At 66.6% G+C, this 24,040-nt stretch carries 27 protein-coding genes and 1 tRNA gene; 18 read left to right on the forward strand and 10 right to left on the reverse strand.

Annotation, left to right across the window (positions count from 1 at the left end):
* The first annotated feature begins 9 nt into the window (after positions 1-9).
* The 5 genes from KQ910_RS18625 to KQ910_RS18645 are packed head-to-tail and all read left to right on the forward strand — an operon-like array spanning position 10 to position 4,758.
* Complete coding sequence (locus KQ910_RS18625; RefSeq protein WP_216964123.1) at positions 10-1,200, forward strand: substrate-binding domain-containing protein; 1,191 nt, start codon at positions 10-12, stop codon at positions 1,198-1,200.
* A gap of 47 nt (positions 1,201-1,247) precedes the next feature.
* Positions 1,248-1,991 (forward strand): ABC transporter ATP-binding protein, encoded by a 744-nt coding sequence (locus KQ910_RS18630; RefSeq protein WP_216964125.1) that lies wholly within the window; start codon positions 1,248-1,250, stop codon positions 1,989-1,991.
* Positions 1,988-2,713, forward strand: coding sequence for an ABC transporter ATP-binding protein (locus KQ910_RS18635; RefSeq protein WP_216964127.1), 726 nt, complete (start codon positions 1,988-1,990; stop codon positions 2,711-2,713). Before KQ910_RS18630 ends, KQ910_RS18635 begins: the two co-directional genes overlap by 4 nt.
* Before the next feature lie 10 nt (positions 2,714-2,723).
* Positions 2,724-3,698 carry a branched-chain amino acid ABC transporter permease gene (locus KQ910_RS18640; protein WP_216964129.1) on the forward strand — a complete coding sequence of 325 codons (975 nt, stop codon included), beginning with the start codon at positions 2,724-2,726 and terminating at the stop codon, positions 3,696-3,698.
* 4 nt (positions 3,699-3,702) lie between these two features.
* Positions 3,703-4,758, forward strand: a complete 1,056-nt coding sequence (locus KQ910_RS18645) for a branched-chain amino acid ABC transporter permease (protein ID WP_216964131.1) — start codon at positions 3,703-3,705, stop codon at positions 4,756-4,758.
* Here KQ910_RS18645 and KQ910_RS18650 read toward each other — a convergent pair whose 3' ends face one another.
* The 3 genes from KQ910_RS18650 to KQ910_RS18660 all read right to left on the reverse strand — a co-directional run bounded on the left by KQ910_RS18650 (position 4,759) and on the right by KQ910_RS18660 (position 6,771).
* On the reverse strand, positions 4,759-5,151 hold the full coding sequence (locus tag KQ910_RS18650) for a DUF1398 domain-containing protein (RefSeq protein WP_216964133.1): 393 nt from the start codon (positions 5,149-5,151) through the stop codon (positions 4,759-4,761).
* A gap of 9 nt (positions 5,152-5,160) precedes the next feature.
* Positions 5,161-5,607: a MarR family winged helix-turn-helix transcriptional regulator gene (locus KQ910_RS18655; protein ID WP_216964135.1), complete on the reverse strand. Its 447-nt coding sequence runs from the start codon at positions 5,605-5,607 to the stop codon at positions 5,161-5,163.
* Positions 5,608-5,697: 90 nt separating this feature from the next.
* Positions 5,698-6,771: a TauD/TfdA family dioxygenase gene (locus KQ910_RS18660; RefSeq protein WP_216964137.1), complete on the reverse strand. Its 1,074-nt coding sequence runs from the start codon at positions 6,769-6,771 to the stop codon at positions 5,698-5,700.
* Between the two features lie 83 nt (positions 6,772-6,854).
* Between KQ910_RS18660 and KQ910_RS18665 the strand changes: the two genes are divergently transcribed.
* The gene (locus KQ910_RS18665) at positions 6,855-7,979 is read left to right on the forward strand and encodes a hypothetical protein (protein ID WP_216964139.1); all 1,125 of its coding nucleotides are present in this window, start codon (positions 6,855-6,857) and stop codon (positions 7,977-7,979) included.
* Positions 7,980-7,983: 4 nt separating this feature from the next.
* Here the strand turns inward: KQ910_RS18665 and KQ910_RS18670 are convergent, their stop codons facing one another.
* Positions 7,984-8,463 (reverse strand): GNAT family N-acetyltransferase, encoded by a 480-nt coding sequence (locus KQ910_RS18670; RefSeq protein ID WP_216964141.1) that lies wholly within the window; start codon positions 8,461-8,463, stop codon positions 7,984-7,986.
* A gap of 48 nt (positions 8,464-8,511) precedes the next feature.
* Between KQ910_RS18670 and gbd the strand changes: the two genes are divergently transcribed.
* The 9 genes from gbd to KQ910_RS18715 all read left to right on the forward strand — a co-directional run bounded on the left by gbd (position 8,512) and on the right by KQ910_RS18715 (position 17,249).
* Positions 8,512-9,660: a 4-hydroxybutyrate dehydrogenase gene (gene gbd / locus KQ910_RS18675; RefSeq protein WP_216964143.1), complete on the forward strand. Its 1,149-nt coding sequence runs from the start codon at positions 8,512-8,514 to the stop codon at positions 9,658-9,660.
* 141 nt (positions 9,661-9,801) lie between these two features.
* Positions 9,802-10,578 (forward strand): SDR family oxidoreductase, encoded by a 777-nt coding sequence (locus KQ910_RS18680; RefSeq protein WP_216964145.1) that lies wholly within the window; start codon positions 9,802-9,804, stop codon positions 10,576-10,578.
* 138 nt (positions 10,579-10,716) lie between these two features.
* Positions 10,717-11,481, forward strand: coding sequence for a sulfite exporter TauE/SafE family protein (locus tag KQ910_RS18685; RefSeq protein ID WP_216964146.1), 765 nt, complete (start codon positions 10,717-10,719; stop codon positions 11,479-11,481).
* Between the two features lie 36 nt (positions 11,482-11,517).
* A complete protein-coding gene (locus tag KQ910_RS18690) occupies positions 11,518-11,808 on the forward strand; it encodes a hypothetical protein (protein WP_216964148.1) in 291 nt (96 codons plus the stop codon).
* A gap of 109 nt (positions 11,809-11,917) precedes the next feature.
* Positions 11,918-13,453, forward strand: a complete 1,536-nt coding sequence (locus KQ910_RS18695) for an ABC transporter substrate-binding protein (protein ID WP_216964150.1) — start codon at positions 11,918-11,920, stop codon at positions 13,451-13,453.
* A 38-nt stretch (positions 13,454-13,491) separates the two neighbouring features.
* Positions 13,492-14,445 carry an ABC transporter permease gene (locus KQ910_RS18700; RefSeq protein WP_369408383.1) on the forward strand — a complete coding sequence of 318 codons (954 nt, stop codon included), beginning with the start codon at positions 13,492-13,494 and terminating at the stop codon, positions 14,443-14,445.
* Positions 14,426-15,289, forward strand: coding sequence for an ABC transporter permease (locus KQ910_RS18705; protein ID WP_216964151.1), 864 nt, complete (start codon positions 14,426-14,428; stop codon positions 15,287-15,289). The genes KQ910_RS18700 and KQ910_RS18705 overlap by 20 nt, the downstream gene beginning before the upstream one ends.
* Positions 15,286-16,293, forward strand: a complete 1,008-nt coding sequence (locus KQ910_RS18710; RefSeq protein ID WP_369408384.1) for an ABC transporter ATP-binding protein — start codon at positions 15,286-15,288, stop codon at positions 16,291-16,293. Before KQ910_RS18705 ends, KQ910_RS18710 begins: the two co-directional genes overlap by 4 nt.
* The gene (locus KQ910_RS18715; RefSeq protein ID WP_216964153.1) at positions 16,290-17,249 is read left to right on the forward strand and encodes an ABC transporter ATP-binding protein; all 960 of its coding nucleotides are present in this window, start codon (positions 16,290-16,292) and stop codon (positions 17,247-17,249) included. The genes KQ910_RS18710 and KQ910_RS18715 overlap by 4 nt, the downstream gene beginning before the upstream one ends.
* Positions 17,250-17,255: 6 nt before the next feature.
* Here KQ910_RS18715 and KQ910_RS18720 read toward each other — a convergent pair whose 3' ends face one another.
* Together KQ910_RS18720 and KQ910_RS18725 are read right to left on the reverse strand one after the other, a co-directional pair.
* The gene (locus KQ910_RS18720; RefSeq protein ID WP_216964155.1) at positions 17,256-17,981 is read right to left on the reverse strand and encodes an anti-sigma factor; all 726 of its coding nucleotides are present in this window, start codon (positions 17,979-17,981) and stop codon (positions 17,256-17,258) included.
* Complete coding sequence (locus tag KQ910_RS18725; protein ID WP_369408385.1) at positions 17,978-18,532, reverse strand: sigma-70 family RNA polymerase sigma factor; 555 nt, start codon at positions 18,530-18,532, stop codon at positions 17,978-17,980. Before KQ910_RS18725 ends, KQ910_RS18720 begins: the two co-directional genes overlap by 4 nt.
* Before the next feature lie 183 nt (positions 18,533-18,715).
* Here KQ910_RS18725 and KQ910_RS18730 point away from each other — a divergent pair, with 183 nt between their 5' ends.
* Entirely contained in the window at positions 18,716-19,492 is a 777-nt protein-coding gene (locus KQ910_RS18730) for a DUF4394 domain-containing protein (RefSeq protein ID WP_216964157.1), read from the forward strand.
* Between the two features lie 44 nt (positions 19,493-19,536).
* Here KQ910_RS18730 and KQ910_RS18735 read toward each other — a convergent pair whose 3' ends face one another.
* Both KQ910_RS18735 and KQ910_RS18740 read right to left on the reverse strand, forming a co-directional pair.
* A complete protein-coding gene (locus KQ910_RS18735; protein WP_216964159.1) occupies positions 19,537-20,349 on the reverse strand; it encodes a sulfotransferase family 2 domain-containing protein in 813 nt (270 codons plus the stop codon).
* A gap of 91 nt (positions 20,350-20,440) precedes the next feature.
* Positions 20,441-20,517 (reverse strand) — tRNA-Pro (locus KQ910_RS18740).
* A gap of 117 nt (positions 20,518-20,634) precedes the next feature.
* Here KQ910_RS18740 and KQ910_RS18745 point away from each other — a divergent pair.
* Positions 20,635-21,459 (forward strand): aspartate dehydrogenase, encoded by an 825-nt coding sequence (locus tag KQ910_RS18745; protein WP_216964161.1) that lies wholly within the window; start codon positions 20,635-20,637, stop codon positions 21,457-21,459.
* 7 nt (positions 21,460-21,466) lie between these two features.
* On the opposite strand, the gene KQ910_RS18750 is transcribed toward KQ910_RS18745, so the two are convergent.
* On the reverse strand, positions 21,467-22,054 hold the full coding sequence (locus KQ910_RS18750) for a Spy/CpxP family protein refolding chaperone (RefSeq protein ID WP_216964163.1): 588 nt from the start codon (positions 22,052-22,054) through the stop codon (positions 21,467-21,469).
* 77 nt (positions 22,055-22,131) lie between these two features.
* Positions 22,132-23,670, reverse strand: a complete 1,539-nt coding sequence (gene glpD, locus KQ910_RS18755; protein ID WP_216964165.1) for a glycerol-3-phosphate dehydrogenase — start codon at positions 23,668-23,670, stop codon at positions 22,132-22,134.
* 53 nt (positions 23,671-23,723) lie between these two features.
* Between glpD and KQ910_RS18760 the strand changes: the two genes are divergently transcribed.
* Positions 23,724-23,999 carry a hypothetical protein gene (locus tag KQ910_RS18760; protein WP_216964167.1) on the forward strand — a complete coding sequence of 92 codons (276 nt, stop codon included), beginning with the start codon at positions 23,724-23,726 and terminating at the stop codon, positions 23,997-23,999.
* Positions 24,000-24,040 lie beyond the last annotated feature (41 nt).

Genomic DNA, 24,040 nt, shown 5'->3' on the forward strand with positions numbered 1-24,040 from the left:
AGGTTCTTCATGATCCGTCGTTCATTCCTGGCGCTGACCGGCCTGCTCCTGGCCGGTCCGGCCGCCGCCCAGCAGCCGCCGCTCAAGGTGGCGCTGATCTACAGCAAGACCGGTCCGCTCGAAGCCTATGCGCGCCAGACCGAGGCCGGCTTCATGCTGGGCCTGGAATACGCGACCAAGGGCACGATGGAGATCGACGGGCGCAAGATCCAGGTCATCCTGAAGGACGACCAGTTCAAGCCGGATCTCGCCAAGGCGGCCCTCGAACAGGCCTATGGCGACGACAAGGTCGACATCGCCGTCGGGACCACGGGCTCGGCGGGCGCGCTCGCCATGCTCCCGGTCGCCGAGGAATACAAGAAGTTGCTGATCGTCGAGCCGGCCGTGGCCGACCAGATCACCGGCGAGAAGTGGAACCGCTACATCTTCCGCACCGGGCGCAACTCCACGCAGGACGCGCTGGCTTCTGCCGCGACCTTGAAGGACGAGAACATCAGCATCGCCACGCTCGCCCAGGATTATGCCTTCGGCAAGGACGGCGTCGCCGCGGTGAAGGCCGCCTTGGCTGCCGTCGGGTCCAAGGCCAAGGTCGTCCACGAGGAATACGCCCCGCAGGCCACGACCGACTTCACGGCGTCGGCACAGCGCATCTTCGACGCGCTGAAGGACAAGCCCGGCCGCAAGGTCGTGGTCGTGGTGTGGGCCGGCGCCCATCCGCTGCCGAAGCTGATGGACCTGAAGCCCGAGCGCTTCGGCATCGAGATGGCGCCAGGCGGCAACCTGCTGCCGGTGATGGCCGGCTGGAAGCAGTTCCCCGGCCTCGAAGGCGCGATCTACTACTATTGGGGCTTCCCCAAGAACCCGGTGAACGACTGGCTGGTCACCGAATACAAAAAGAAGAACAACGGCGTGCCGCCGGACTTCTTCGTGGCGGGCGGCATGAGCGCCGCCATCGCGCTGGTCGAGGGAGTGAAGAAGGCCAAGTCGACGGACAGCGAGAAGCTGATCGCGGCGATGGAAGGCATGAGCTTCGATACGCCCAAGGGCACGATGACTTTCCGCAAGGAAGACCACCAGGCCCTGCAGGAGATGTATCACTGGCGCATGAAGAAGAATGCGCCGGACAATGTCGACCTGCTCGAACTGGTGCGCGTGATCCCGGCGAACGAGATGACGCTGCCGATCAAGAACAAGCGCTAAGGAGTCAGCGGAGCGCGCCGCTGAAGTGACGCGCTCCGCTGAGCCCGATGCTCGAGACCAAAGATCTCACCATCCGGTTCGGCGGACATGCGGCCGTCGACGGGGTGTCGTGCGCCTTTGAGAAGGGCACGCTTACCTCGATTGTCGGGCCGAACGGTGCGGGCAAGACGACCTATTTCAACCTGATCTCCGGGCAACTCGCGGCCACGTCCGGCCGCGTGACCCTGAACGGCGAGGACATCACGAACCTCGCCGCGCCGCGCCGCACGCGGCTTGGTCTCGGCCGCGCCTTCCAGCTCACCAATCTCTTTCCCAATCTCAGCACGCTCGAGAACGTGCGGCTGGCGGTGCAGGTGAAGAGCGGCAAGGGCTACGACCTGTTCAGCCGCACGCTGACGCATCGCGAGCTGATCGACCGGGCGATGGCGCATCTCGCGGCCGTGTCGCTGGCCGATCGGGCCCAGGCGATCGCCGCAACCCTGCCGCACGGCGACCAGCGAAAGCTCGAGGTCGCGATCCTGCTGGCGCTCGAGCCCGACGTCTTCATGTTCGACGAACCGACGGCCGGCATGAGCATCGACGAAGTCCCGACCATCCTCGACATCATCGCCGCCATCAAGAAGCGCGGCGACAAAACCATCCTGCTGGTCGAGCACAAGATGGACGTTGTGCGCTCCCTGTCGGATCGTATCGTCGTGCTGCACCAGGGCAGGCTGGTCGCTGACGGTGAGCCCGCCGAGGTTATCAGCTCCGCCATCGTGCGTGAGGCCTATCTCGGGGGCGCCGCATGAGTGAGTCGCTCCTCAGCCTGCGCGGCGTTCAGACGAACATCGGGCGCTATCACATCCTGCATGGCGTCGAGTTCGACGTGGCCGAGGGCGGGCTCACCATGTTGCTGGGGCGCAACGGGGCGGGGAAGACCACGACCCTGCGCACCATCATGGGCATGTGGCGCGCGGCGGCCGGCGAGATTCGGTTCGACGGCCGCGACATCACCCACCTGGCCACGCCCGATATCGCGCGGCTGGGCATCGCCTATGTGCCGGAAAGCATGGCGATCTTCGCGGACCTGACGGTGCAGGAGAATTTGGTGCTGGCCGCGCGCTCGGGACCCATCGACCCGCAGCGGCTCGACTGGATCTTCGGGCGCTTCGAGGCGCTGAAGCGGTTCTGGACGCTGCCCGCGGGCCTCCTGTCGGGCGGCCAGAAGCAGATGCTGGCGGTGGCGAGGGCCATCATCGAGCCGCGACGCCTGCTGCTGATCGACGAGCCGACCAAGGGACTCGCGCCGGCCATCATCGCCAACATGATCGACGCCTTCCGCGAACTGAAGGACGGTCAGTCGACCTTGCTGGTGGTCGAGCAGAACTTCGCCTTCGCTCGCCAGCTCGGCGATTCCGTCGCGGTGATGGACGACGGGAAGGTCGCGCACGAGGGCAGCATGGCCGCCTTCGCCGCCGACTCCGCCCTGCAGCAGCATCTGCTCGGCCTCGGCATGGATACGCATCAATGAAACGCGCCCCATGAAACGTGATTGGCTCCCGCTGCTGTTGATCCCGGTCCTGATGATCGGCGCCCTGCCGCTGATCGGCTCGCCGGCCAGCTGGGTGACGCTCACCGTCGCGGGCCTGGCGATGGGCCTGATGATCTTCATCATGGCGTCGGGCCTCACGCTCACCTTCGGCCTGATGGACGTGCTCAACTTCGGCCATGGCGCCTTCATCGCCGTGGGCGCCTTCGTGGCCGCGAGCGTCATGCTGGCGCTGGCGCCGTGGATGACCTCCGATTCGATCTGGCTGAACCTCGCGGCCATCGGACCCGCGGTGCTGGCGGCCATGGTGGTGAGCGGCGTGCTGGGGCTCGGCTTCGAACGGGTCATCGTGCGGCCGGTCTACGGCCAGCATCTGAAGCAGATCCTGGTGACCACCGGCGGGCTGATCGTGGCCGAGCAACTCCTCAAGGTGATCTGGGGACCGGACCAGATCACGCTCAGCCGGCCGACCGCACTGCGTGGCGCATTCCTGTTCGGCGATGTGGCGATAGAGAAGTATCGCGTCCTGGCCGTCTTGGTCGGACTCGTCGTATTCGCCGCGCTGGCGTTGACGCTCAATCGCACGCGGCTCGGCCTGCTGATTCGCGCCGGCGTCGAGAACGGCGAGATGGTCGAGGCGCTGGGCTACCGCATCCGGCGCCTGTTCGTCGGCGTGTTCGTGGTCGGCTCGGCATTGGCAGGTCTCGGCGGCGCCATGTGGGGTCTCTACCAGGAGACGGTGACGGCGGCGATCGGCGCCCAGGTCGCCGTGCTGGTGTTCATCGTCATCATCATCGGCGGGCTGGGCTCGGTCGGCGGCTGCTTCGTCGGCGCGCTGCTGGTCGGCCTGACGGCCAACTATATCGGCTTCCTGGCGCCCAAGGTGGCGCTGGGCTCCAACATCCTGCTGATGGCGTTGGTCCTGCTGTGGCGGCCGCAGGGCCTCTATCCCGTGGCGAAGAGGTAGAGCCATGCTTCGCTCGATCCTGTCCGACGACCTGCCGCGCAGCCGCTGGCTGGCAATCGCGCTCGTCGCCATCCTGGTGGGACTGGCGGTCGCGCCGTTCCTCTTCCCGGGCGCCAAGTCGTTGAACGTGGCGGCGAAGATCTGCGTCTTCATCGTGCTGGCCGCGTCGTTCGACCTGCTGCTGGGCTATACCGGCATCGTCTCCTTCGCCCACACCATGTTCTTCGGCATCGGTGCCTATGGCGTCGCCATTTCGCTGACGCGGATGGGGGCGGGATGGGATGCCGTCGCCGTCGGCGTCGTCGCAGGTCTCGTGGTCGCCATCGCGCTGGCCACGGTGATCGGCCTGTTCAGCCTGAGGGTGCGCACGATCTTCTTCGCGATGATCACGCTCGCCGTCGCCAGCGCCTTCGCGATCCTGGCCTCGCAGCTTTCCGACCTGACGGGCGGCGAGGACGGGCTGAACTACAGGCTGCCGGCGGCTTTGCGCGCGTCCTTCTCCTTCGGCGATACGCTGTTCGGCGTACGCCTCAACGGCCGGCTGGTAGACTACTATCTCGTCTACGCCGCGTCGCTGGTGCTGATCCTGGTCCTGCTACGCATCGTCAACTCGCCGTTCGGTAGCGTGCTGATGGCGATCCGCGAGAACCCGTTCCGCGCCGAGGCGATCGGCTACCGCACCGTGGTCTACCGCACCATCGCGAGCTGCATCGCCGCAGCCACGGCGGCGCTGGCCGGTGCGCTGCTTGCTTTGTGGTCCAGCCAGACCAATCCCGACACGACGCTCAGCTTCGACATCATGGTCGACATCCTGCTGATGGTGGTGATCGGCGGCATGGGCACGATGTACGGCGCCGTGATCGGCGCAGTGCTGCTGGTTTTCGCACAGAACTACCTGCAGGACCTGCTGGCGATCGCCAACAAGGCGCTGACCGGCGTGCCGCTGCTCGCCAACCTGTTCCATCCCGACCGGTGGCTGCTGTGGCTTGGGGTGGCTTTCATCCTCTGCGTCTACTTCTTCCCGGCGGGCATCGTCGGCCGGCTGCGCCAGAAGCGTTAATCAGCGACTTCCGGGAAAGGGCTCGACATAGGTCTCGCCGCTGCGGCCGTAGTAGACGGCGCGCTGGCCCTGCATCGAAACGAGGTAGCCCACGCAGCCGGCTTCCATGATCTGCTGGCAGAAGGCCAGGTACTTCGTCCTGCCGGCCTGGATCAATCGCACTGCCGCCAGCACGCCGTCGGGGGAGAAGGAACTGGCTGGCCGTGAGTCGACCGTCTTGCCGGTGACGCGATGGGACTGACCGTCGGGCATGAAGTAGGTCGATTCCCCGCGCACCAGGTCGACGTGATAGCGCTCGACACCGGCCGCGATCAGGCGTCCCACGACCTCGCCGAAGGTGATGCGTTCCTCGTGGGAGGCCCGGGTGCATTCCTCGATGACGGCGATGTCCATGGTTCTGTCCTACCTGGTGGGAATGGTCTTGAGACCGTGCCGGCGCACGATGTCCTTGAGCGTCTTCTCCAGGGCCGCGCGCTCGGCGGGCTTCAGGTGGCCGAAGAACTCCGCGTCGTTACGGTCGGCCAGCGCCGACAGAGCCGGCACCAGCTTCCGTCCGGCTGCCGTCAGCGCCAGCGTCTGCTGGCGCCGGTCCTCGGTGGAAGCGGTGCGCTCGACGAGCTCCTTGGCGACCAGGCGATCGGCAAGCTTGGAGATCGCGCCGCGTGTCATGCCCAGGTGGTCGGCCAGCAGGCTGGGCGGTACGCTGTCGCCGTCGAACAGGTCGCGCAACACGACCCATTCGGCGACGGTCACGTCGCGTGCCTGCAGCTTGAGGCTGAAAGCATGCGAGACGTGGTTGGACACGAAGCGCAGCCAGTAGCCGAGATGGGTTTCGAGATCAGATATCATTGGTTGACTAGGAAACTATTGTGCAATGATTTCCTAGTCAACTAAATTGATCGACAGCACGCCACTCGAGTGGCGCGCTCCTGACAATGACTACAGTTCGATCTGGCGGATGCCGCCGCGGGGGCGGCCGGCCTCGATTTCCTGCCAGAGGATCTCGTGGCCCTTGGGAAGCGGACGGTTGTTCCGCATGGTCAGCCAGAGGCGCAGCAGCATGCGGTCGTGGCCGGACGTCGCGTCGTCCTCGAACGGCGTGCGGCCGTGATAGGTGACGTGGCTGTTGATGAGCTGCAGGTCGCCGGGCTCGAGCGTCATCTCGAAGCACAGCTCCTCGGCGGTCTGCATCAGCACCTCGATCGCCTCGCGCTGGGCGTCGGTGAGCTTCGGCACGCCGGGTGCCATCTGGGCCGCCTCGATGAAGGTCAGCGAATAGTGCGAGGTGAACTTGCCGTCGCGCAGGCCGAAGATCGGCAGCGGGTAGGCTGTCTCGCGGGTCGTCGCCTCGCCGTCCTTCTGGGTGCCTTCCTCGCCGAAGCGGCTGCGCCAGTAGTCCTGGAACAGCAGCTCGAGCAGGTCGGGCCGCCGTTCGAGAATGGCATTGTGGATCGCCGGCGTGGACGCGAGCTTGCTGACGCCGCCGGCGCGCGCCTGGCGCACGCAGAGCAGGGTCACCACGTCGGTGCGGTCGGTATGGAAGCGCAGCCCGCCGTTGGTCAGCGTGCGGGCGTAGGAGGAGAGGAAGGTCGACCCCTTCTCGTCCTTGGTCTCGCCGTAGGTGCGGCCGACATGGGCGCCCTCGTCGCGGATCGCGCGCATCAGCTCGCCATTGCGATTCTGGAACACCGGCGTCCCGACATGCGTGCCGATCGCGAAGTAGAGGCGACGCAGATCCTCCTCGTCGTAGCGATCGACGGGAACACCGCGCAGCTTGACGATGCCGCTGCCGTTCTCGAGCTCGTCGGCGATGTCGTCGAACAGTTCGTCGAGCGAGGGCAGGTAGAAATCTTCCCGGGTGATCTCCTGCCACGGCATGCCACGCAGGCCCTTGAGGGCCGCGTCGAGTTCGTCGATGCCATCGGGCGTCAGTTCGCGAATCCAGCGCGAGGAGTTCTTGATGTCCTTGCCGTGCCAGACGGACGGACCGGTCAGGGGGGTGCGATTGCTCATAAACGATACAATAGCAGAGGGCGCCCCCTGTTGCTCAACGGTCAATCCGCCGCGCATAGTGCACGCAGGGGAGAGACAAATTCATGATGGCCGCGTTCGCCGAATGGAAGGGCTGGCGCCTCGTCTCCGCCGTCCTGGCCGTTCTCGTCGGTTTCTATTTCGTCTTCTTTGCCGTGACGCGACCGGCGCTCGACTGGGATGTCGTGGGCTACACGATGGCGGTCCTGAAGCCCGCAGCGATGACAGCCGACGGCTCGATCGACGTGGTGACGCTGCACGAACGAAGCTGGAGCGCGGTGAAGCCGCATCTATCGCCCGCGGCGCTGGCCTACCTGACGACCGGTTCCAGCTATTCCGAAGCCCAGCATCTCGACCCGAGAGCCCTGATCAGCCAGCTTCCGCTCTACGAGATCAAGTACGGCTACATCCTCGTCCTCAAGTCGGTCACGCTGGCGCTCGAGCCGGTGCGGGCCATCGTCATGGTCAGCCTGGTCGGCGCGCTCGGCATCCTGGCGCTCCTCGTCCAGGGTGCCTGGCGCCTCGACGGCATCGCGACCCTGGGCTGGCTGCCGATCGTGCTGCTGTTCGGTCTGGGAAGCTTCGCCAGCATGGTGTCGCCAGACACGATCTTCACCTTCGCCTGCGTGGCCGGCATTGCGGCTCTGCTGGCGGAGCGGGTCCGGCTGGCCGTCCTCTGCTTTCTCCTGGCGGTGCTGCTGCGGCCCGACGGCATCATCCTGAACGTGGTGCTGAGCGGTGTGCTGGCCGCGCGCCGGCAAAACCGTGCCGCCCTGGTGCTGCTGCTGGGGTCGGCCGTGGCCGCGACCTTCGCGTTCTATGCCGGCAAGCATATCGGCTGGTGGTCGCAGTTCCATTTCAACTTCGTCGGGCCGCAGAACGTCCTGACGGACTTCCAGCCGGCCTTCGATCCCGGTCTCTACTTCAGGATTCTCCTGACGCAGATCGGCACGGTCTCACACCTGGCGTGGGTGCACGCGGCCGTCGCCGCGGTGCTGACGGCGATCCTGCTGCTGGGACGCCCCGCCAGCGGCCGTTGGGCGAGCCTTCTCTTGGGGGCGTTGCTGGTCGCGGCGGGCGTGCGATTCCTGCTCTACCCGTCATCCGAAATCCGGTTCTACATACCGCACCTCTTCGGAATCGGCCTGATCATCCTCTACGCCGCGCGGCCACGGCCGGCGGTCGCGTAAGGGGTCAGCCGAGCGGCTTGCGCATGTTGATCGACGTCGGCCGATCGAATCCGGGATGGGCCTCGCGCGACGTCTCGCGATAGCCCAGCGACGCGAACAGGCGCTGGTTCTCGGTGAGGACGATCCGCACGCCCAGCCGGACGCCGGCCAGGCCGCGTCGCCGGGCCTCGCCTTCGACCGCCTCGATCAGACGGCGCGCCAGCCCCTGGCCGCGCGCCAGCGGCCGGACCGAGAGCCGGCCGAAATAGAGATCGCCCTCCATTTCCTCGACCAGGACGCAGCCCAGCATCTCGCCGCCGCGTTCGGCGACGATGGCGCTCGCGCCCCTGGCGAGTTCGGCCGCGATTCCCTCGGCGGTTTCGCGAAACGCGCCGGACTCCGGTACGAGCTTGCCGCGATATTGCGCGAAGGAGGCGGCGATGGTGGCCGCGATCGATGCCGCATCGCCGATGGTGGCCGTGCGCAGGACTGAAGTGTCGCTCATGCGCTTTTTCTCGCGTAGGCTCCGCGCAAAATCGAGAGGAAAGAGCGGATGGCCCTGATCACCTACCTGACCCGTATCCAGTTCGACTTCGGCGCGCTGAAGCTGCTGGAGTCCGAACTGCAGCTCATGGGCATGCGCCGGCCCCTGATCGTCACCGACAAGGGCGTCATCTCGGCGGGCCTGTGGGCCAAGGTGAAGGAGCAGCTTCCCGGCAACATGCCGATCACGCTCTATGACGGCACGCCGGAGAATCCGACCGAAGCCGCCATGCGCGATGCGCTCAAGATCTACAAGGACGAGGGCTGCGACGGCATCATCGCGATCGGCGGCGGCTCGCCGATGGACCTCGCCAAGGCGGTCGCGCTGATGGCGACGCATCCCGGCCCGTCGCTGCAGCCTTACTCGTTCGTCGAGGGCGGCGCGGGCAAGATAACCGCCGCCGTGGCGCCCATGGTCGCGATCCCGACCACGTCGGGTACCGGCAGCGAAGTGAGCCGCGGCGGCGTCATCATCATGGATTCCGGCCGCAAGCTCGCGATCGGCAGCCCGTACCTGATCCCGCGGCTGGCGCTGATCGATCCCGAACTCACGATGAGCCTGCCGCCGCATCTTACGGCCGGCACCGGCATGGATGCGCTGACGCACAACATCGAGTGCTACCTCGCCAACGTCTTCAATCCGCCGGCCGATTCGATCGCGCTCGACGGTCTGGAGAAAGCCTGGAAGTACGTCGAGCGTGCCACGAAGGACGGGCAGGATCGCGAGGCACGCTACAACATGGCGGTCGCCGCGATGGAAGGCGCCATGGTCTTCCAGAAGGGACTGGGCGCGGTGCACGCGCTTTCCCATCCGACGGGCGGCCTCAAGGGCTACCGCCTTCACCACGGCACCCTGAATGCGATCTACCTGCCGGCAGTGCTGCGCTTCAACGAGCCGGCGGTGGGCGACAAGTTCAAGCGGGTGGCGCAGGTCATGGGCCTGCCCGAAAGCGAGGCCAATGCCCCGGGCGTCGCCAATGCCGTGGCGGCGCTCAACGAGCGGCTGGGCATCCCGAAGGGCCTCGGTGCGGCGGGACTGGCACAGGACACGATCGAGAAGATCGCCGAGGGCGCGATGGGCGACCACTGCCATCTCTCGACGCCGCGCCAGCCCACCAAGGCGCAGTACATCGACCTGATCGAACAATCGTGGGGCTGACAGGAATAGCAACATCCTCATCCTGAGGAGGCGCAGAGCGCCGTCTCGAAGGATGGGCAACAACGTGACTGGTCCGACCTTTCGAGACGGCCGCTTGCGCGGCCTCCTCAGGGTGAGGTCATTGGTTGATGGGGAGAAGACATGAAGGTCAAGGGCAAGGTCTGCGTCGTCACCGGCGCGGCGGGCGGCATCGGCGAGGCGATCGCGCGGCGCTTTGCGAAAGAGGGAGCCAAGGGGCTGGTCGTGGCCGACATGGATGCCGGCCGGCTCGACAAGGTCGCCAAGGACATCGGTGCGCTCGCCGTGGCGGGCGACATCGGGCAGGAGTCCGAGGTCAAGAGGCTGATCGCCGAGGCCGAAAAGAAGTACGGCGAGGTCGACATCTTCTTCTCCAACGCAGGCATCGGCCGCGGCGGTCACGAGGATGCGACCGACAAGGACTGGGCGGATTCGTGGGCAATCCACGTCATGGCGCATGTCTATGCCGCCCGCGTGCTGGTGCCGCAGATGCTGAAGCGCGGCGAGGGGTACCTGCTGAACACCGCGAGCGCGGCCGGCCTTCTGGCCTCGATGGGCTCGGCGCCCTATGGCGTCACCAAGCAGGCGGGTGTTGCGCTCGCCGAGCATCTTTCGATCCAGTATGGCGATCGCGGCATCCGAGTCTCGGTGCTGTGCCCGCAGGCCGTCGACACCAACATGCTGCGCATGGCCGGCGCGACTGCGGCGTCGGTCGACGGCGTGATCAATACCGATGCGGTTGCGCAAACCGTCATCGAGGCGATGGATGAGGAACGCTTCCTGATCCTGCCGCATCCCGAGGTGAAGGAATACATGACCCGCAAGCTCGATCGCGATCGCTGGCTGCGCGGCATGCGCCGCCTGCGCGACAAGACGGGCGAGGGACAGGCCAAACGCTGACGAAGGATCCCTCACTTCGTTCGGGATGACACAATTGATGGGATTTGCGCAGGGCGCCACTTCCAGACAAGCGTGTCATCCTGAGCGCAGCGAAGGATCCTTGATTCATCTCGATCGCTTCGCGCTTCGTTGCCCCGCATGATTACCTACGTCCAATCCCTGTTCGCCGAGACCGGCCTGTGGACGGCGCTCGGCGTCACGCTGGTTGCCGGTTTGATGCGCGGATTCGCGGGCTTCGGCTCGGCGATGCTGATGGCGCCGATCTTCGCCATCCTGTTCGGCTCGGCCGAGATGGTCGTGACGGTCGTCGCCATCGAGCTCGTCGTGTCGCTGCAGCTCTTCCCACAGGTCCGCCGGCATGCCGACTGGAAGGTGCTGACGCCCATGAGCATCGCGGCGTGCCTCGCCATGCCGGCGGGCGTGTGGCTGCTCGCGAGCGTCGACAAGAACACGATCGTGACGTCGGTCTCGGCCGTGATCGTGGCCTTCGTGCTGCTGATGTGGACCGGCTGGAAATATACCGGCCGCCGCTCGACCGCCGCGACGGTAATCGTCGGCGCCGTCTCGGGGGCGATGATGGCAACGACCAGCGTCGGCGGCCCGCCGGTGCTGCTCTATCTCCTGTCGGGCAACGATCCGCCGCAGGTCAATCGCGCCAACATTGTCACCTACTACTTCCTGACGCAGTTCCTGCTGATCGTGATCGTACTGGCGACCGGGGTGGCGGGCGTCGACGCGCTGGTCCGGGCCGTCGTGCTGTTCCCGGTGATGGTGCTGGGTGCCTGGGCCGGCGGACGGTTGTTCCATGGGCTCGCGAGCGAGCGGCTCTACCGCAACGTGGCCCTCACGATCCTTTTCCTGACCGGCCTGTTCGGCCTTCTGAGGAACTGGCTGGTGGCCTGAGAGACGGTGTAGGATGCGCTATCCATGGAGACTTGCATGCGTATCATCGCCACCGGATTTGCCGCCCTCGTCCTGACCCTGGGCGTTTCGTCCGCCTCCCGCGCCGACGACCTTCTAAAGGAGTGCATGGTCACGGCCTCCGAAAAGATGTGCCAGTGCATCATCGCGCGGATCCCTGCCGATCAGCGCGCCAATGCGATCCTCGGCCTGCGCAAGTCGAACCAGTCGGTGAGTGTGAGCGGCAACCTGCTCAATCCGTCGAACCTCTCGCCGCAGGAAATGCAAGGTCTCAACGCCGTCGTCGCCGCGCAGGCTTACTGCATGTAACTGAGGGCTTCAGCCCCCGCGCAATCCTCTAGGCTGGCGGCCAAGGCCGCGTTATCTTCCCGCCCATAGATGTGATGCCGGTCAACGGCGCGATCCATGGGAGGGCCTGATGGCACTGTTTTCTCGCAGATTCGGTTTGGTGGCGGCGCTCACGGCCGTCCTCGCGGCTCCGGCCTTCGCGCAGGCGCCCGCCGCGGCCCCCGTGCGCGGCGGCGCACTGACGATCGGAGTTGAAAGCGACTTCGAAGGGTTCGATCCAGTCCGGGCTGGCGTCTACTCCAATTCGACGGTGACGGCGGCCTCGCTGTTCTACGAGACGCTGATGCGGCTCGACGACAAGGGCAACCTGCTGCCGGCGCTCGCGCTGTCGATGACGCCCAACGAAGATGGCAGCGTCTGGACGGCCAAGATCCGGCCGAACGTGAAGTGGCACGACGGTACGCCGTTCACCGCCCAGGCCGTGGCCGACCATTTCAACCGCCTGCTCGACCCGGCCAACCGCTTTGCCGGCCGTGCCTATCTCGCCATCGAGAAAGTCGAGGCGCCGGACGATTTGACCGCTGTGTTCAAGATGCGCGGCCCCAATGCGGCACTGCCCAGGACGCTGGCACAGCCGACCGTCACCACGCTCATCATCTCGGTGAAGGCCGCCCAGGAGAAGGGCGCCGACTACAACCGTAATCCCGTCGGTACCGGCCCGTTCGTGTTCAAGGAATGGCGCGCAGCCGACCGGCTGGTCGCCGAGCGCAATCCCAACTACTGGGACAAGGACAAGCCCTATCTCGATCGTGTGACCGTGCGGCCGCTGCCGGATTCGGACGCCCGCTACGCCAGTCTGGTGAAGGGCGACGTCCAGGTGATCTGGGAAGATCGCGCCGAGAATATCGTCAAGGCGAAGAAGGACAAGAACCTTCACGTGCTGACCTGGGTGGGCAGCGGCGCGCTGGTCATCCCGCTCAACACTCAACGCGAGCCGCTGAACGACAAGCGCGTGCGCCAGGCCGTCTCGATGGCCCTGAACCGCAAGGCCAATGCCGCGGTGCTGACGCAGGGCCTGCGTCCCGTGCATGACGATCCGTACGGCCCGAGCTCGGGCATCGAGTGCAAGGACAACGGGGCGCTGAAGTACGATCCGGAGGCGGCGCGCAAGCTGGTCGCCGACTATGGCAAGCCGGTGAAGCTCACCATGACGGTCACCGCCACGCCGCGCGGCCGCGAGGGTGCGCAGGTCTTCCAGGCCGACATGAAGAAGGCCGGCATCGACGTCGAGATCAAGCCGGTCGACCAGACCCAGCTCGTGAAGGAAGCGCTGACGCGCGACTTCCAGGTCACCGGCTGGCGCATCATCGATCTCGCCGACGTCGATCCGCAGATGTTCGCCAACTTCCACTCCAAGAGCCCGATCAACTTCTCCGGCTACAACAACGCGGAAGTCGACCGTCTGCTGCTGGTCGGCCGCACCAGCCTCGACGAGAACAAGCGCAAGGCCGCCTACTGCGACCTGATCAAGATACTGAACGACGACGCGGTGTGGCTGTGGAGCGGCAGCAACATCGATTTCGCCATCACCCGCGCCAACGTGCGCGGCATTCCCGCGCTGCGCGGCGGCGCCGTGCAGGTCGAAAGCGCGTGGTTCGCGAAGTAGGACCAGGCGTCTCGTAGGCCAAGCGCAGGGCGTCTTCGGTGCCGTGGATCTTCCGCCAGCTGGCGAGGCTGGTCGTCGTGCTGTTCTGCGTGACGCTGCTCACCTACATGATCGTCAACATCCTGCCGGGGGATGTGGCGATCGTGATCCTGGGCAACCTCGCAACGCCGGAGGACATTGCCGGCCTGCGCGCCGACCTTGGCCTCGATCGGCCGATGCTGGTTCGGTACTTCGACTGGCTGGGCTCGGCGCTGTCGGGCGATCTCGGGCGCTCCTACCGCAACGGCGAGCCGGTCGTGCAGGCGATCCTCGATCGGCTGCCGGTGTCGCTGCAGCTCATGGTGATGGCGCAGGTCATCGCGCTGGGCATCGCGATCCCGGTGGCGCTGCTGTCGGTGCGCAGGCCCGGCGGCATCTTCGACCGAATCTCCGCTTCGGCCGCCTTCGGTTTCCTGGCGATGCCCAACTTCATGCTGGGCATCGTGCTGATCTACCTGTTCTCGGTGACCTTCGATCTCCTGCCTGCGACCGGCTTCACGCCGATGTCGGAGGGCCTGTGGGACAATTTCGTATCGATGATCCTGCCGTCGATGACGCTCGGCCTGATCGAGTGGACGGTGCTGATGCGGGTGCTGCGCTCGGACCTTCTGACCACGCTCAAGGAGGATTTCATCCTGCTGGCGCGCGCCAAGGGCCTGCCGCCGTGGCGGGTGCTGCTGCAGCATGCGCTGCGGCCCTCGTCGTTCACGCTGATCACCATCCTGGGCCTCAACATCGGCGGGCTGATCGGCGGCGCGGTGATCGTCGAGCAGATCTTCGCCCTGCCGGGCGTCGGGCGGCTGCTGCTGGGCGGCATCTTCAACCGCGACCTCATCCTCGTGCAGGGCACCGTGGCCTTCATCGCCGTGGGCTTCGTGGTCATCAACTTCCTGGTCGACATGCTCTACGCCGTGCTCGACCCCAGGGTGCGTCATGTCCGCTTCCGCAGCTAAGAGCACGGTCGTCGCCGCGACGCGGCCGCGGCGCCGCTGGCACTGGGCGCTCGCCCTGCCGCTGGGCTGGCTGCTGCTCGTGGTTTTCCTGGCCATCACCGCCGACTGGATCGGCCTGCCCGATCCCTCGGCCCAGGAGCTCATCCTGCGCCGCAAGCCGCCATCGGCCGAATATCTGCTGGGCACCGACAATCTCGGCCGCGACATGCTCTCGCGCATCATCTACGGCGCGCGCACCTCACTGATCGTCGGCATCTGCGCGCCGTTCCTCGGGTTCCTGGTGGGCGGCGCCATCGGCATGAGCGCCGGGTATTTCCGCGGCAAGATCGACATGCTTGCGGTGGGCTTCATCGACATCCTGCTGGCCTTCCCGTCGCTGGTGCTGGCGCTCACCTTCACCGCCTATCTGGGCCAGAGCCTGTTCAACGTGACGCTGGCGCTCGGCATCCTGTCGATCCCGGCCGCGGCGCGCGTGTCGCGCGCCAATACGCTCGCCTGGGCCAACCGCGACTTCGTGCTGGCGGCCCGCACCATCGGCGCCAGCAACTGGCGCATCATCACGCGCGAGATCCTGCCCAACCTGCTGCCGCCGATGTTCGCCTTTTGGCTGGTCGCGATCAGCGTGATCATCGTGGCCGAGGGGGCGCTCTCGTTCCTGGGCCTCGGCATCCCGGCGCCGCAGCCGAGCTGGGGAGGCATGATCGCCGACGGGCGGGAGGCACTCGACGTGGCGCCCCATACGGCGCTGATCCCGGCGGCGGTGATGTTCGCCACCGTCCTGTCCCTCAACTTCGTGGGCGACATGGTGCGCAACATGGTCGATCCGCGCAGGTCGGCACTGTGAGCGGCGCGCCCCTTCTGTCGGTGCGCGAGGCGCGGGTCGGCTTCTTCACGGCGCGTGGGCCCCTGCGCGCCGTCGACGGCGTGTCGTTCGATCTCGAAAAGGGCCAGACCCTCGGTATCGTGGGCGAGTCCGGATCGGGCAAGTCGGTGCTGGTGCGCTCGCTGATCGGGCTGGTGGGCGAAAGCTCGGGTGCCGAAGTGGGCGGCCAGGTCCAGTTCGAGGGCCGCGACCTGCGGGCGCTGCCGGCCCGGGAATTCCGCGGCGTGCTCGGCCGCGACATCGGCGTCGTCTTCCAGGACCCGATGACCTCGCTCAACCCGGTGATGAAGATCGGCCGGCAGATCGGCGAGGGCTTGCGACTGAATCGCGGGCTCGATGCGAAGGCCGCCGCCGTCCGCGCCGTCGAACTGCTGACGGAGGTCGGTATCCCGGAGGCGGAACGGCGGGCGGGGCAATATCCGCACGAACTGTCGGGCGGCATGCGCCAGCGCGTGGCCATCGCCATCGCAATCGCCTGCGCGCCGAAGCTGCTGATCGCCGACGAGCCGACGACCGCGCTCGACGTCACGGTGCAGCGCCAGATCCTCGACCTGCTGCAGCGCGAGCAGCGCGAGCGCGGCATGGCGATGATCCTGATCACCCACGATCTCGGTGTCGCGGCGGGGCGGGCCGATGACATCATGGTGATGTATGCCGGGCGCGCGGTCGAGATGGCGAAGACGCGGGAACTCTTCCGCTCGCCGCGCATGCCCTATACCGAGGCGCTGCTGCGTTCGCTGCCGCGGCTGACCGATCCGACGCATACGCGGCTCAGCGCGATTCCCGGCCGGCCGCCCGATCTGGCGCGCCGCAGCGGCGGCTGCGCCTTCGCGCCACGCTGCCGCTATCGCACGGATCATTGCGACGAGGAGCAGCCGATGCAGACCTGGGAAGGCGCGCGCGGCTATGCCTGCTTCCATCCGCGTGGCGTGGATGTGGGCGAGGGTGGGGGAGCGGCCGAGTGAGCGATCTTCTCGCCATCCAGAACCTCACGGTCGAGTATCCGGTGGGCGGCGGGCGTCACGTCCATGCGGTGAGCGACGTGACCCTGTCGGTGAAGCAGGGCGAGACCCTGGGCCTCGTCGGCGAATCGGGCTCGGGCAAATCCTCGCTGGCGCGCGCTCTGCTGCAACTGCCGCCTCCCAAGGGCGGCGCCGTCCTGTTCGACGGCCAGGATCTCACGAAGATGGGTGGCAAGGCCCTGCGCGCGGTGCGACCGCGGTTGCAGATGATCTTCCAGGACCCGATCGCGTCGCTCAATCCGCGCCGCAAGGTGGCCGAAATCATCGCCGAGCCGCTGATCGTGTCGGGCGTGTCGGATGCCGCCGAGCGTACCCGCCGCGTGCGCAGCGTGATGGAGGCGGTGGGCCTCGATCCCGATCTCGTCTGGAACCGCCGGCCGCACGAATTCTCCGGCGGCCAGTGCCAGCGCATCGCCATCGCGCGTGCCCTCGTGCTCGAGCCCAGCCTGATCGTGTGCGACGAGCCGGTTTCGGCACTCGACGTCTCGATCCGGGCGCAGATCATCAATCTGCTGGAGGACATGAAGGCCCGCTTCGGCCTCACGCTCCTGTTCATCGCCCACGATCTCGCGGTGGTGAAGTCGGTGTCCGACCGGGTCGCGGTGATGTATCTCGGCCGGCTCTGCGAGGTGGCCGACTCGGAGTCGCTGTTCGCCACGCCCGCGCATCCCTATACGGCGGCGCTGATGGCAGCGATCCCGGAGCCGGACCCCGACATCCCCCTGGGCGATTCCAAGCTGAAGCCGGGTGATCCGCCGTCGCCGCTCGATCCGCCCTCGGGCTGCCGGTTCCGCACCCGCTGCCCGCACGCCCAGCCGCGCTGCGCGGACGAGGTGCCCGCCTTGCGCGAGATCGCGGCTGGTCGCGAGGTCGCCTGCCATTTCCCGCTGATCGGCTGAGACCCACTACAGGGTGCGGGCGGTCGTGCCCTTGTAGAGGATCGGACCGGTCGGGCGTCCCGTGGGCGATCCGCCGGCCGGTTCCAGCGTGATTTCGAAAAGCTGGTCGTTCGTCGTGGTCGGCAGACGCTGCAGATCGAGGGGCGTCGCGCGAGCCCGTTCGAGCAGACCGACCGATCGCGGCCCGACCTCGCGGTTCCACAGCGTCCACACCTGCAGCGCCCGCCCGGCGGGCACCGTCATGTCCACGAGCGGGATCATCTCGACGCGCCCGTCGGCGAATGCGTTGACCACTGCGCCGGCCTGCCGCGTCGCATCGTCGACCAGGATGGCGACATAGACCGGCTTGCGGGCTGCGACCTCCTGCGCATGACGAACGCTCACCACGGCGACGGTTGCAAAGGCCAAGGCGGCCACCGTGCCCGACAGGGCGGCGATTCGCAGCGCTCCCAGGCTGTTCCAGAGCCGGCGCAGCAGGCCGGGTGGCGCGACCTGTGCGGCGGGAGCCGCGGCAGCCATGTCCGCCTCGATCCTGCGCCACAGATCGTCGGCCGGAACGACCGGGTCGGCGGTATCGTCGAAGGCGGCAAAATGCTTCTGCCAGACGGCGACCTCGCGCGCGAAGACCGGGTCGGTGGTGAGCCGGCGTTCGGCGGTCGCGTGCGTCTCGGCGTCCAGCAGGCCCAGGACGAATTCGGCGGCGTGGAGGCGATCGTCGCGGTCGGGCGTCATCCCATGCACTCCTGCAGGGAAGCGAGGCCGCGGCGGATCCAGCTCTTGATGGTGCCGAGCGGCATCCCCAGCCGGCCTGCCAATTCGCCGTGGCTGAAGCCATGGACATAGGCGAGGACGATGGCATTGCGCCGGCCGGTCTCGAGTTGCTGCAGGCACTGACGCAACGCGCTCGACTCCGGCAGGCGCTGCAGCGCCTGATCGGGCTGCGGCAACTCATTGTCCGCCGGGTCCTCGGAGCCGAAGCGCCGCTCGTCGCGGAGAATCGTCAGCGCCTGGTTCCGTACGATCGTGTACAGCCACGCGCGCGCTGAACCGCGCGAGGGATCGTAGCTGCGCGCGCTGCGCCAGATGCGCATGAAGGCGTCGTGCGTCGCTTCCTCGGCGAGGTCCCGGCGGCGCAGGATGCGGATCGCAACGCCGACCATGCGGGCCGCTTCGAGATCGTAGATCAGGCGCAATGCCGACTTGTCGCCCGCTGCGCAGCGCACGATCGCGGCCGAAACCTCCGCCTCGAGCGCGGGGGGGCTGGAAGAGGACTCTGCCGTCACTGTCGCTCGCCTTCCCCCGACCGGATTGCACACTCTCCGTAACAGTACCCCGGAACCCCGCCAAATGGATGCATCGGACCCTCATCGTCGAATTCTTTTTCGTCCCTGCATCCAATCGGCCCTCCCCGCCGGTAACCACTTCAGGACCCGCTCATGGGTCTGCAACGAGCTGGAGCGACGCAAATGACAGTGAAGGCATTTCTGGCCGCCTCGACGGCCCTGGTGACGCTGGCGGGTACGGCGCAGGCCGCCGAGGTCGCGGCCCTGATCGGCAACGACACCATCGCCGTCGTGGACACGACCGCCAAGAAGGCGACGAAGAGCATGAAGGTTACCGGCGTCGACGGCGCCCTGGTGGGCATCGACGTGCGGCCGGCCGACGGCATGCTCTACGCCCTGGCGGCCGACGGCACGCTCTACACCATCGCCATGGACGGCAAGGCCACCCGGAAGTCGAAGCTGGAAACCATGCTGCCGGCCGGCGCGTCCGCCACGGTGGACTTCAATCCGGTGGCCGACCGCCTCCGAGTCATCGGCAGCGACGGCACCAGCCTGCGCGTCAATGTCGACGACGGCAAGGTCATCAAGGACGGCAGCCTGAAGTACGCGGACGGCGATGCCAACAAGGGCAAGGCACCGAAGGTCATGGCGGGTGCCTACACCAACTCGGTCAAGGGCACGAAGGAAACCACGCTCCTGAACATCGACGGAACGACGGGCGCCCTGGTCAGGCAGGCGCCGCCGAACGATGGCATCCTGAACACCGTGGGTGCGCTCGGCCCCAAGGTCGACGTGGTCGCCTTCGACATCTGGTCGGACGGCACCAGGAACGAAGGCTGGGCCATGGCCGGCGACCAGCTCTGGTCGATCGACCTCGCGACCGGCAAGGCGACGCCGGTGGCGAAGATCGAGGGCCTCGGCGGCGTCGTGAAGGACATCGCGATCCTGCCGAAGATGTAACTGCCAGCGAAACGGGCGCGCGGCTTCGCCTCGGCTGGCATCCGTCAGTCGAGGCGAAGCACCGGTATGTGCCCAAACCGTGCCGCCCAGGTCACCGAGTCCAGGCGCGCCATGTCGTTGATTCGTTCGAAGGTCCGATAGGTGGCTCCGAGCGCCTTGAGGTCCGCCACTCGCGAGGTGAAGTACCCTTCGCGAGTGTTCAGGTTGATGCGCGGGAGAGGGATGAGACGAGAGCGCAGCGTTCCCCCTAGACCGATCCCGCTGCGGCCGACCCAATCGATGATGTCCTGCTGGAGGGAAACCAGATCGTCGGTCGAATAGAGGCCGTCGAGCAGATCGAGGTTGCGTTGCGCGGTGGCTACGATCTTGGATTCGGGAATGTTTCTCTTCTGAATCCGGCGCCTCGCGTTGAAGGCGCGGCCAGCGAAGTAGAATGTGTAGAAATTGTCGAACAGGTCGTCGATGTGCGATCGCACTTCGGGAGAACCGCCGTCACAAAAGAAGGCGTCCGGGGGCAGGTTGAGTGCCGCGTGGATTCCCTGCATGTGTGGCCCTGATAGTTTGGCCGGATCCGATCTGGCCGCGACGGCACGCAGGAAAAAGTAGAACGAGACGATCCGGGCGACAGGCTGCCGGAGGATGCTGAAGGTGAAGCCGGGACCTTCGATCTGGTCCAGGGCGCGCCAGTGGAAATGCCCCGAGAAGATGCGGAAGGATTGCAGGCGTTCCGCCGATATGTCCCGGAACTGACTTTGATCGACTGGCGGGCAGATGTGCCGCGCCGCGAAGAACCGGGAGAGGAAGGAACGGACACTCGTTCCCGCGGTCTTCGGAATGTGGAGGAACTTGACGTTCATCGCTTGGGGGCTCGGCAACGGCGCAGCCAGCGAACCATTTACTTCCAAACGAAAACGGCGGACCCGAAGGTCCGCCGTTCGTCTCGTCGATTGGTCGGAGCGAGAGGATTCGAACCTCCGGCCCCTAGCTCCCGAAGCTAGTGCTCTACCAGGCTGAGCTACGCTCCGTCAGGTGTACGGACTCCGGCCCGCGACGAGGCCGGGGTTATAGCCGCGAGCCCCTGCGGTCGCAAGGGGCGCGGGCGCCCGCTATAGTCGTCGGCCAAACTGGTGGGCGGGGGACAAATGGCGAAGCAAAAGCGGCTGAAAATCGCACTGATCGGCTACGGGGCCATCAGCCAGATGCTGTTCGACGTCTTCCGCGAAAAAAAGCCGCCCATCGACATCGTGGGCGTGCTGGTGCGGAAGGGCCGCGTCGCGGATACCCAGAAGAAGGTCGGCAAGAAAGTTGCAGTGGTCGACACGCTCAAGGCGCTGCTGAAGCTCAACCCCGATGTCGTGGTCGAGGCGGCCAGCCAGCAGGCGGTGCGCGAATGGGGCGAGACGATCCTGAAGAAGGGCTTCGACTTCATGGTGATCGCGACCGGCGCCTATGGCGATCCGGTGTTGTGGAAGAAGCACCTCAAGGCGGCGGAAAAGGGCGGGTCGCGCCTGCGCCTGCCCTCCGGCGCCATCGCCGGCCTGGACGGGTTGCTCGCCATGCGGCTCGGCAAGCTGGAGAAGGTAAAATACATCTCGATCAAGCCGCCGCATGCCTGGACCGGAACGCCGGCCGAGACCGAGTTCGACCTGCCGTCGATCAAGGAGCCGACGGTGATCTTCCGCGGCAAACCGGCCGATGCGGGCCGTCTCTATCCGAAGAATGCCAATCTGGCGGTGACGGTCGCGCTTTGTGGCGCGGGGCTCGACAACACCGAGATCGAGCTGGTCGCCGATCCAACGCTGCCGCCGGGCACCAATGCCAGCAAGCTCGAGGTTGTGGCCGATTCAGGCGAGCTGAAGCTCGAACGGCTGGGCCGCGCCATGCCGGACAATCCCAAGACTGGCGTGCTCACCGCGCTCACCATGGCGGACGACCTGTTGAAGATCGTCCGCCACAGCGACTGGTAGGGTTTCGTCAGCGCGGGCCGGGCCGGCCCATGGCGTGGGCCATGTGGCCGGGACCCAGGCGCGGCCGGTCGAGGATGGCCTTCTGGTCGGCCGTCAGGACGCCGACCAGGGCGGTCAGCGACGGCTTCACGGCTTCGATCGTGGCGATGCGGGCCTTCATCATGTCCTCTTCCATCGTCAGGCGTTCGACGTAGCCGGGGCGCTCCTTCATCTCGGCCGGCAGCGTCTGGCAGCGCGCCATCGACTTGGCGCTGGCCTCGTCGGCCGCCTTCTCGAAGGCGTTCCAGGCCGTCATCTGCTCGGGCTTGAGCTCGAGCCTGGCCTTGACGTAGGCGCGGTCTCCGATGCGGCGCGCGACCATGTCGATGCAGGTCGCCTTGGGGGAGAAGCTGCGCTCGACGCGATCGGCACGTTCGGCCCCCTTGGCGCGTTCGCCGCGCGGTCCGGCAGGCGGGGGCGGGGCGGGCGGCGTCGCCTGCGCGAGTTCGATCCCGTCTTCTTCGGCGAAGAGATCCAAGGCTGATGCGGGCGTAGCGAAGGCAAAGCCGGCCGCCAGGACGAGGGCGGAGGGCAGGAGCAGGGAGCGGAGCGACATCAGGAACCTCACCGTTGATCGGAATGTTCCTGAGATACGGACGGGAGCGCTCGGGCGTGCCCGGCCGGAAGGTTAAGTTATGTAAAGTTGGGCCGCTGTTCTTCCAGCCAGACGGCAAACGCCTCGCGTTCGCCCGGGCTCATGTGGAGACCCTCCTTGGTCCGCCGCCAAAGGATGTCCTCGGCGTCGACCGCCCATTCGTCGCGGATCAGATGGCGCACCTCGACCTCGTAGAGCGACCCGCCGAAATGCCGGCCGAGATCGGCCACGGTCTTCACGTCCTCCAGCATGTCCTCCAGCCCCGATCCGTGCCGGCGGGCCAGGATGCGCACGAGGTCGCGGGGCAGGGCCGGCCTGCTGGCGGCGGCGCCGTCGACGAAGTTGTCGAAAGCCTGCTCGAAGGTCGGGGCGTCGGCCATTTCGCCGTCGTAGACGGCGCGGCTGTCGGTCCAGGGGCCGCCCATCCGCGGGAAATAGGGCTCCAGGTCGCGCAGCGCGTGCTCGGCCAGGCGCCGGTAGGTCGTGATCTTGCCGCCGAACACGGACAGGATCGGCGCCTTCGACTGCGGGGCGCCGTCGACTTCAAGATGGTAGTCGCGCGTGACCTTGGATGGGTTGTCGTCGCCGTCGTCGAATAGCGGACGCACGCCGGAATACGTCCAGACCACGTCCTCGGGCCGCACCGGCCTGGCCATGTAGTGGCCTGCGATCTCGCAGAGATAGGCGATTTCCTCCGGCGAGCACACCGGATGCTCGCCCTCCCGGACGGTTATGTCGGTGGTGCCGATCAGCGAGAACTCACGCTCGTAGGGGATGACGAAGACGATGCGCTTGTCGCTGTTCTGCAGGATGAAGGCGTGATCGCCCTCGTAGAGGCGCGGCACGACGATGTGGCTGCCCTTGACCAGACGCACGCGTTTGGGGGTCTTGATCTGGGTTTCCTCATCGAGGAAGCGCTTCACCCAGGGGCCTGCGGCATTGACCAGGCCGCGCGCCTTGAGGTGGATGGGAAGGCCGCCGGGTCCGGCGAGTTCGATGTTCCACAGCCTGCCGTCCTCGCTGCGGCGGGCGGAGACGCAGCGATGGCGGGCATAGATCTTCGCGCCCATCTCCCGCGCAGACTTCAGGTTGGAGATCACCAGCCGGGCGTCGTCCACCCAGGCGTCGGAATAGACGAAACCCTTCTGGAAGCCGCTCTTCAGGCCGGCCCCGAACTTGGAGCCCGGCAGGTCGACGGCGATCGACTTGGGCAGGGTCATGTGCCAGTCGAGATGATCGTAGAGCCAGAGGCCGAGCCGCAGCATCCATCGCGGCCGCAGGTGCGGTTCGTGCGGCAGCACGAAGCGCAGCGGCCACGACAGGTGGGGCGCCTTGGCGAGCAGCACTTCGCGCTCCTGCAACGCCTCGCGGACCAGGCGAAATTCATAGGTTTCCAGGTAGCGCAGGCCGCCATGGATCAGTTTGGTCGAGCTGGACGAGGTCGCGCTGGCGAAATCGTTCATCTCGCAGAGGCCGACCCTGAGGGCCCGTCCAGCCGCGTCGCAGGCGATGCCCGCACCGTTGATACCGCCGCCGACCACGAACAGGTCGAGCGGCTCGCTCTCCATTCCACTCATGGGTTCACATATAGCCCGCTTGACCCGGTTTCGCAGGAACCTCAAATGGCCGCATGGGTTTCCTGCTCAAAATCTTGCTTTTCGGCGTCGCGGTTTACGGGGCGTATCGGACCTTCCGGCACTGGAAGGGGCTGTTCGATCGATTCACGGGCAATGCGAACCCGCCGCAGCGCCCCCCGGCAGCAACTCCGCCGCAGACCGCCCAGCAGGCGCCGCCGCCGCCCCGCAAGCCCGCCGTGATCGAGGATACGGTCCAGTGTGCCGGCTGCGGTGCCTACATTTCGACCTCTGCCGAGAAATGCGGCCAGTGCGGCCGTCCCCGGCCATAAGGCCGCAGCGCACCGCCAGCCTTGACCGGCTTGGGGGGCGA

Origin of the sequence: Reyranella humidisoli (assembly GCF_019039055.1) — a bacterium.
GTDB classification, from domain to species: Bacteria; Pseudomonadota; Alphaproteobacteria; order Reyranellales; family Reyranellaceae; genus Reyranella; species Reyranella humidisoli.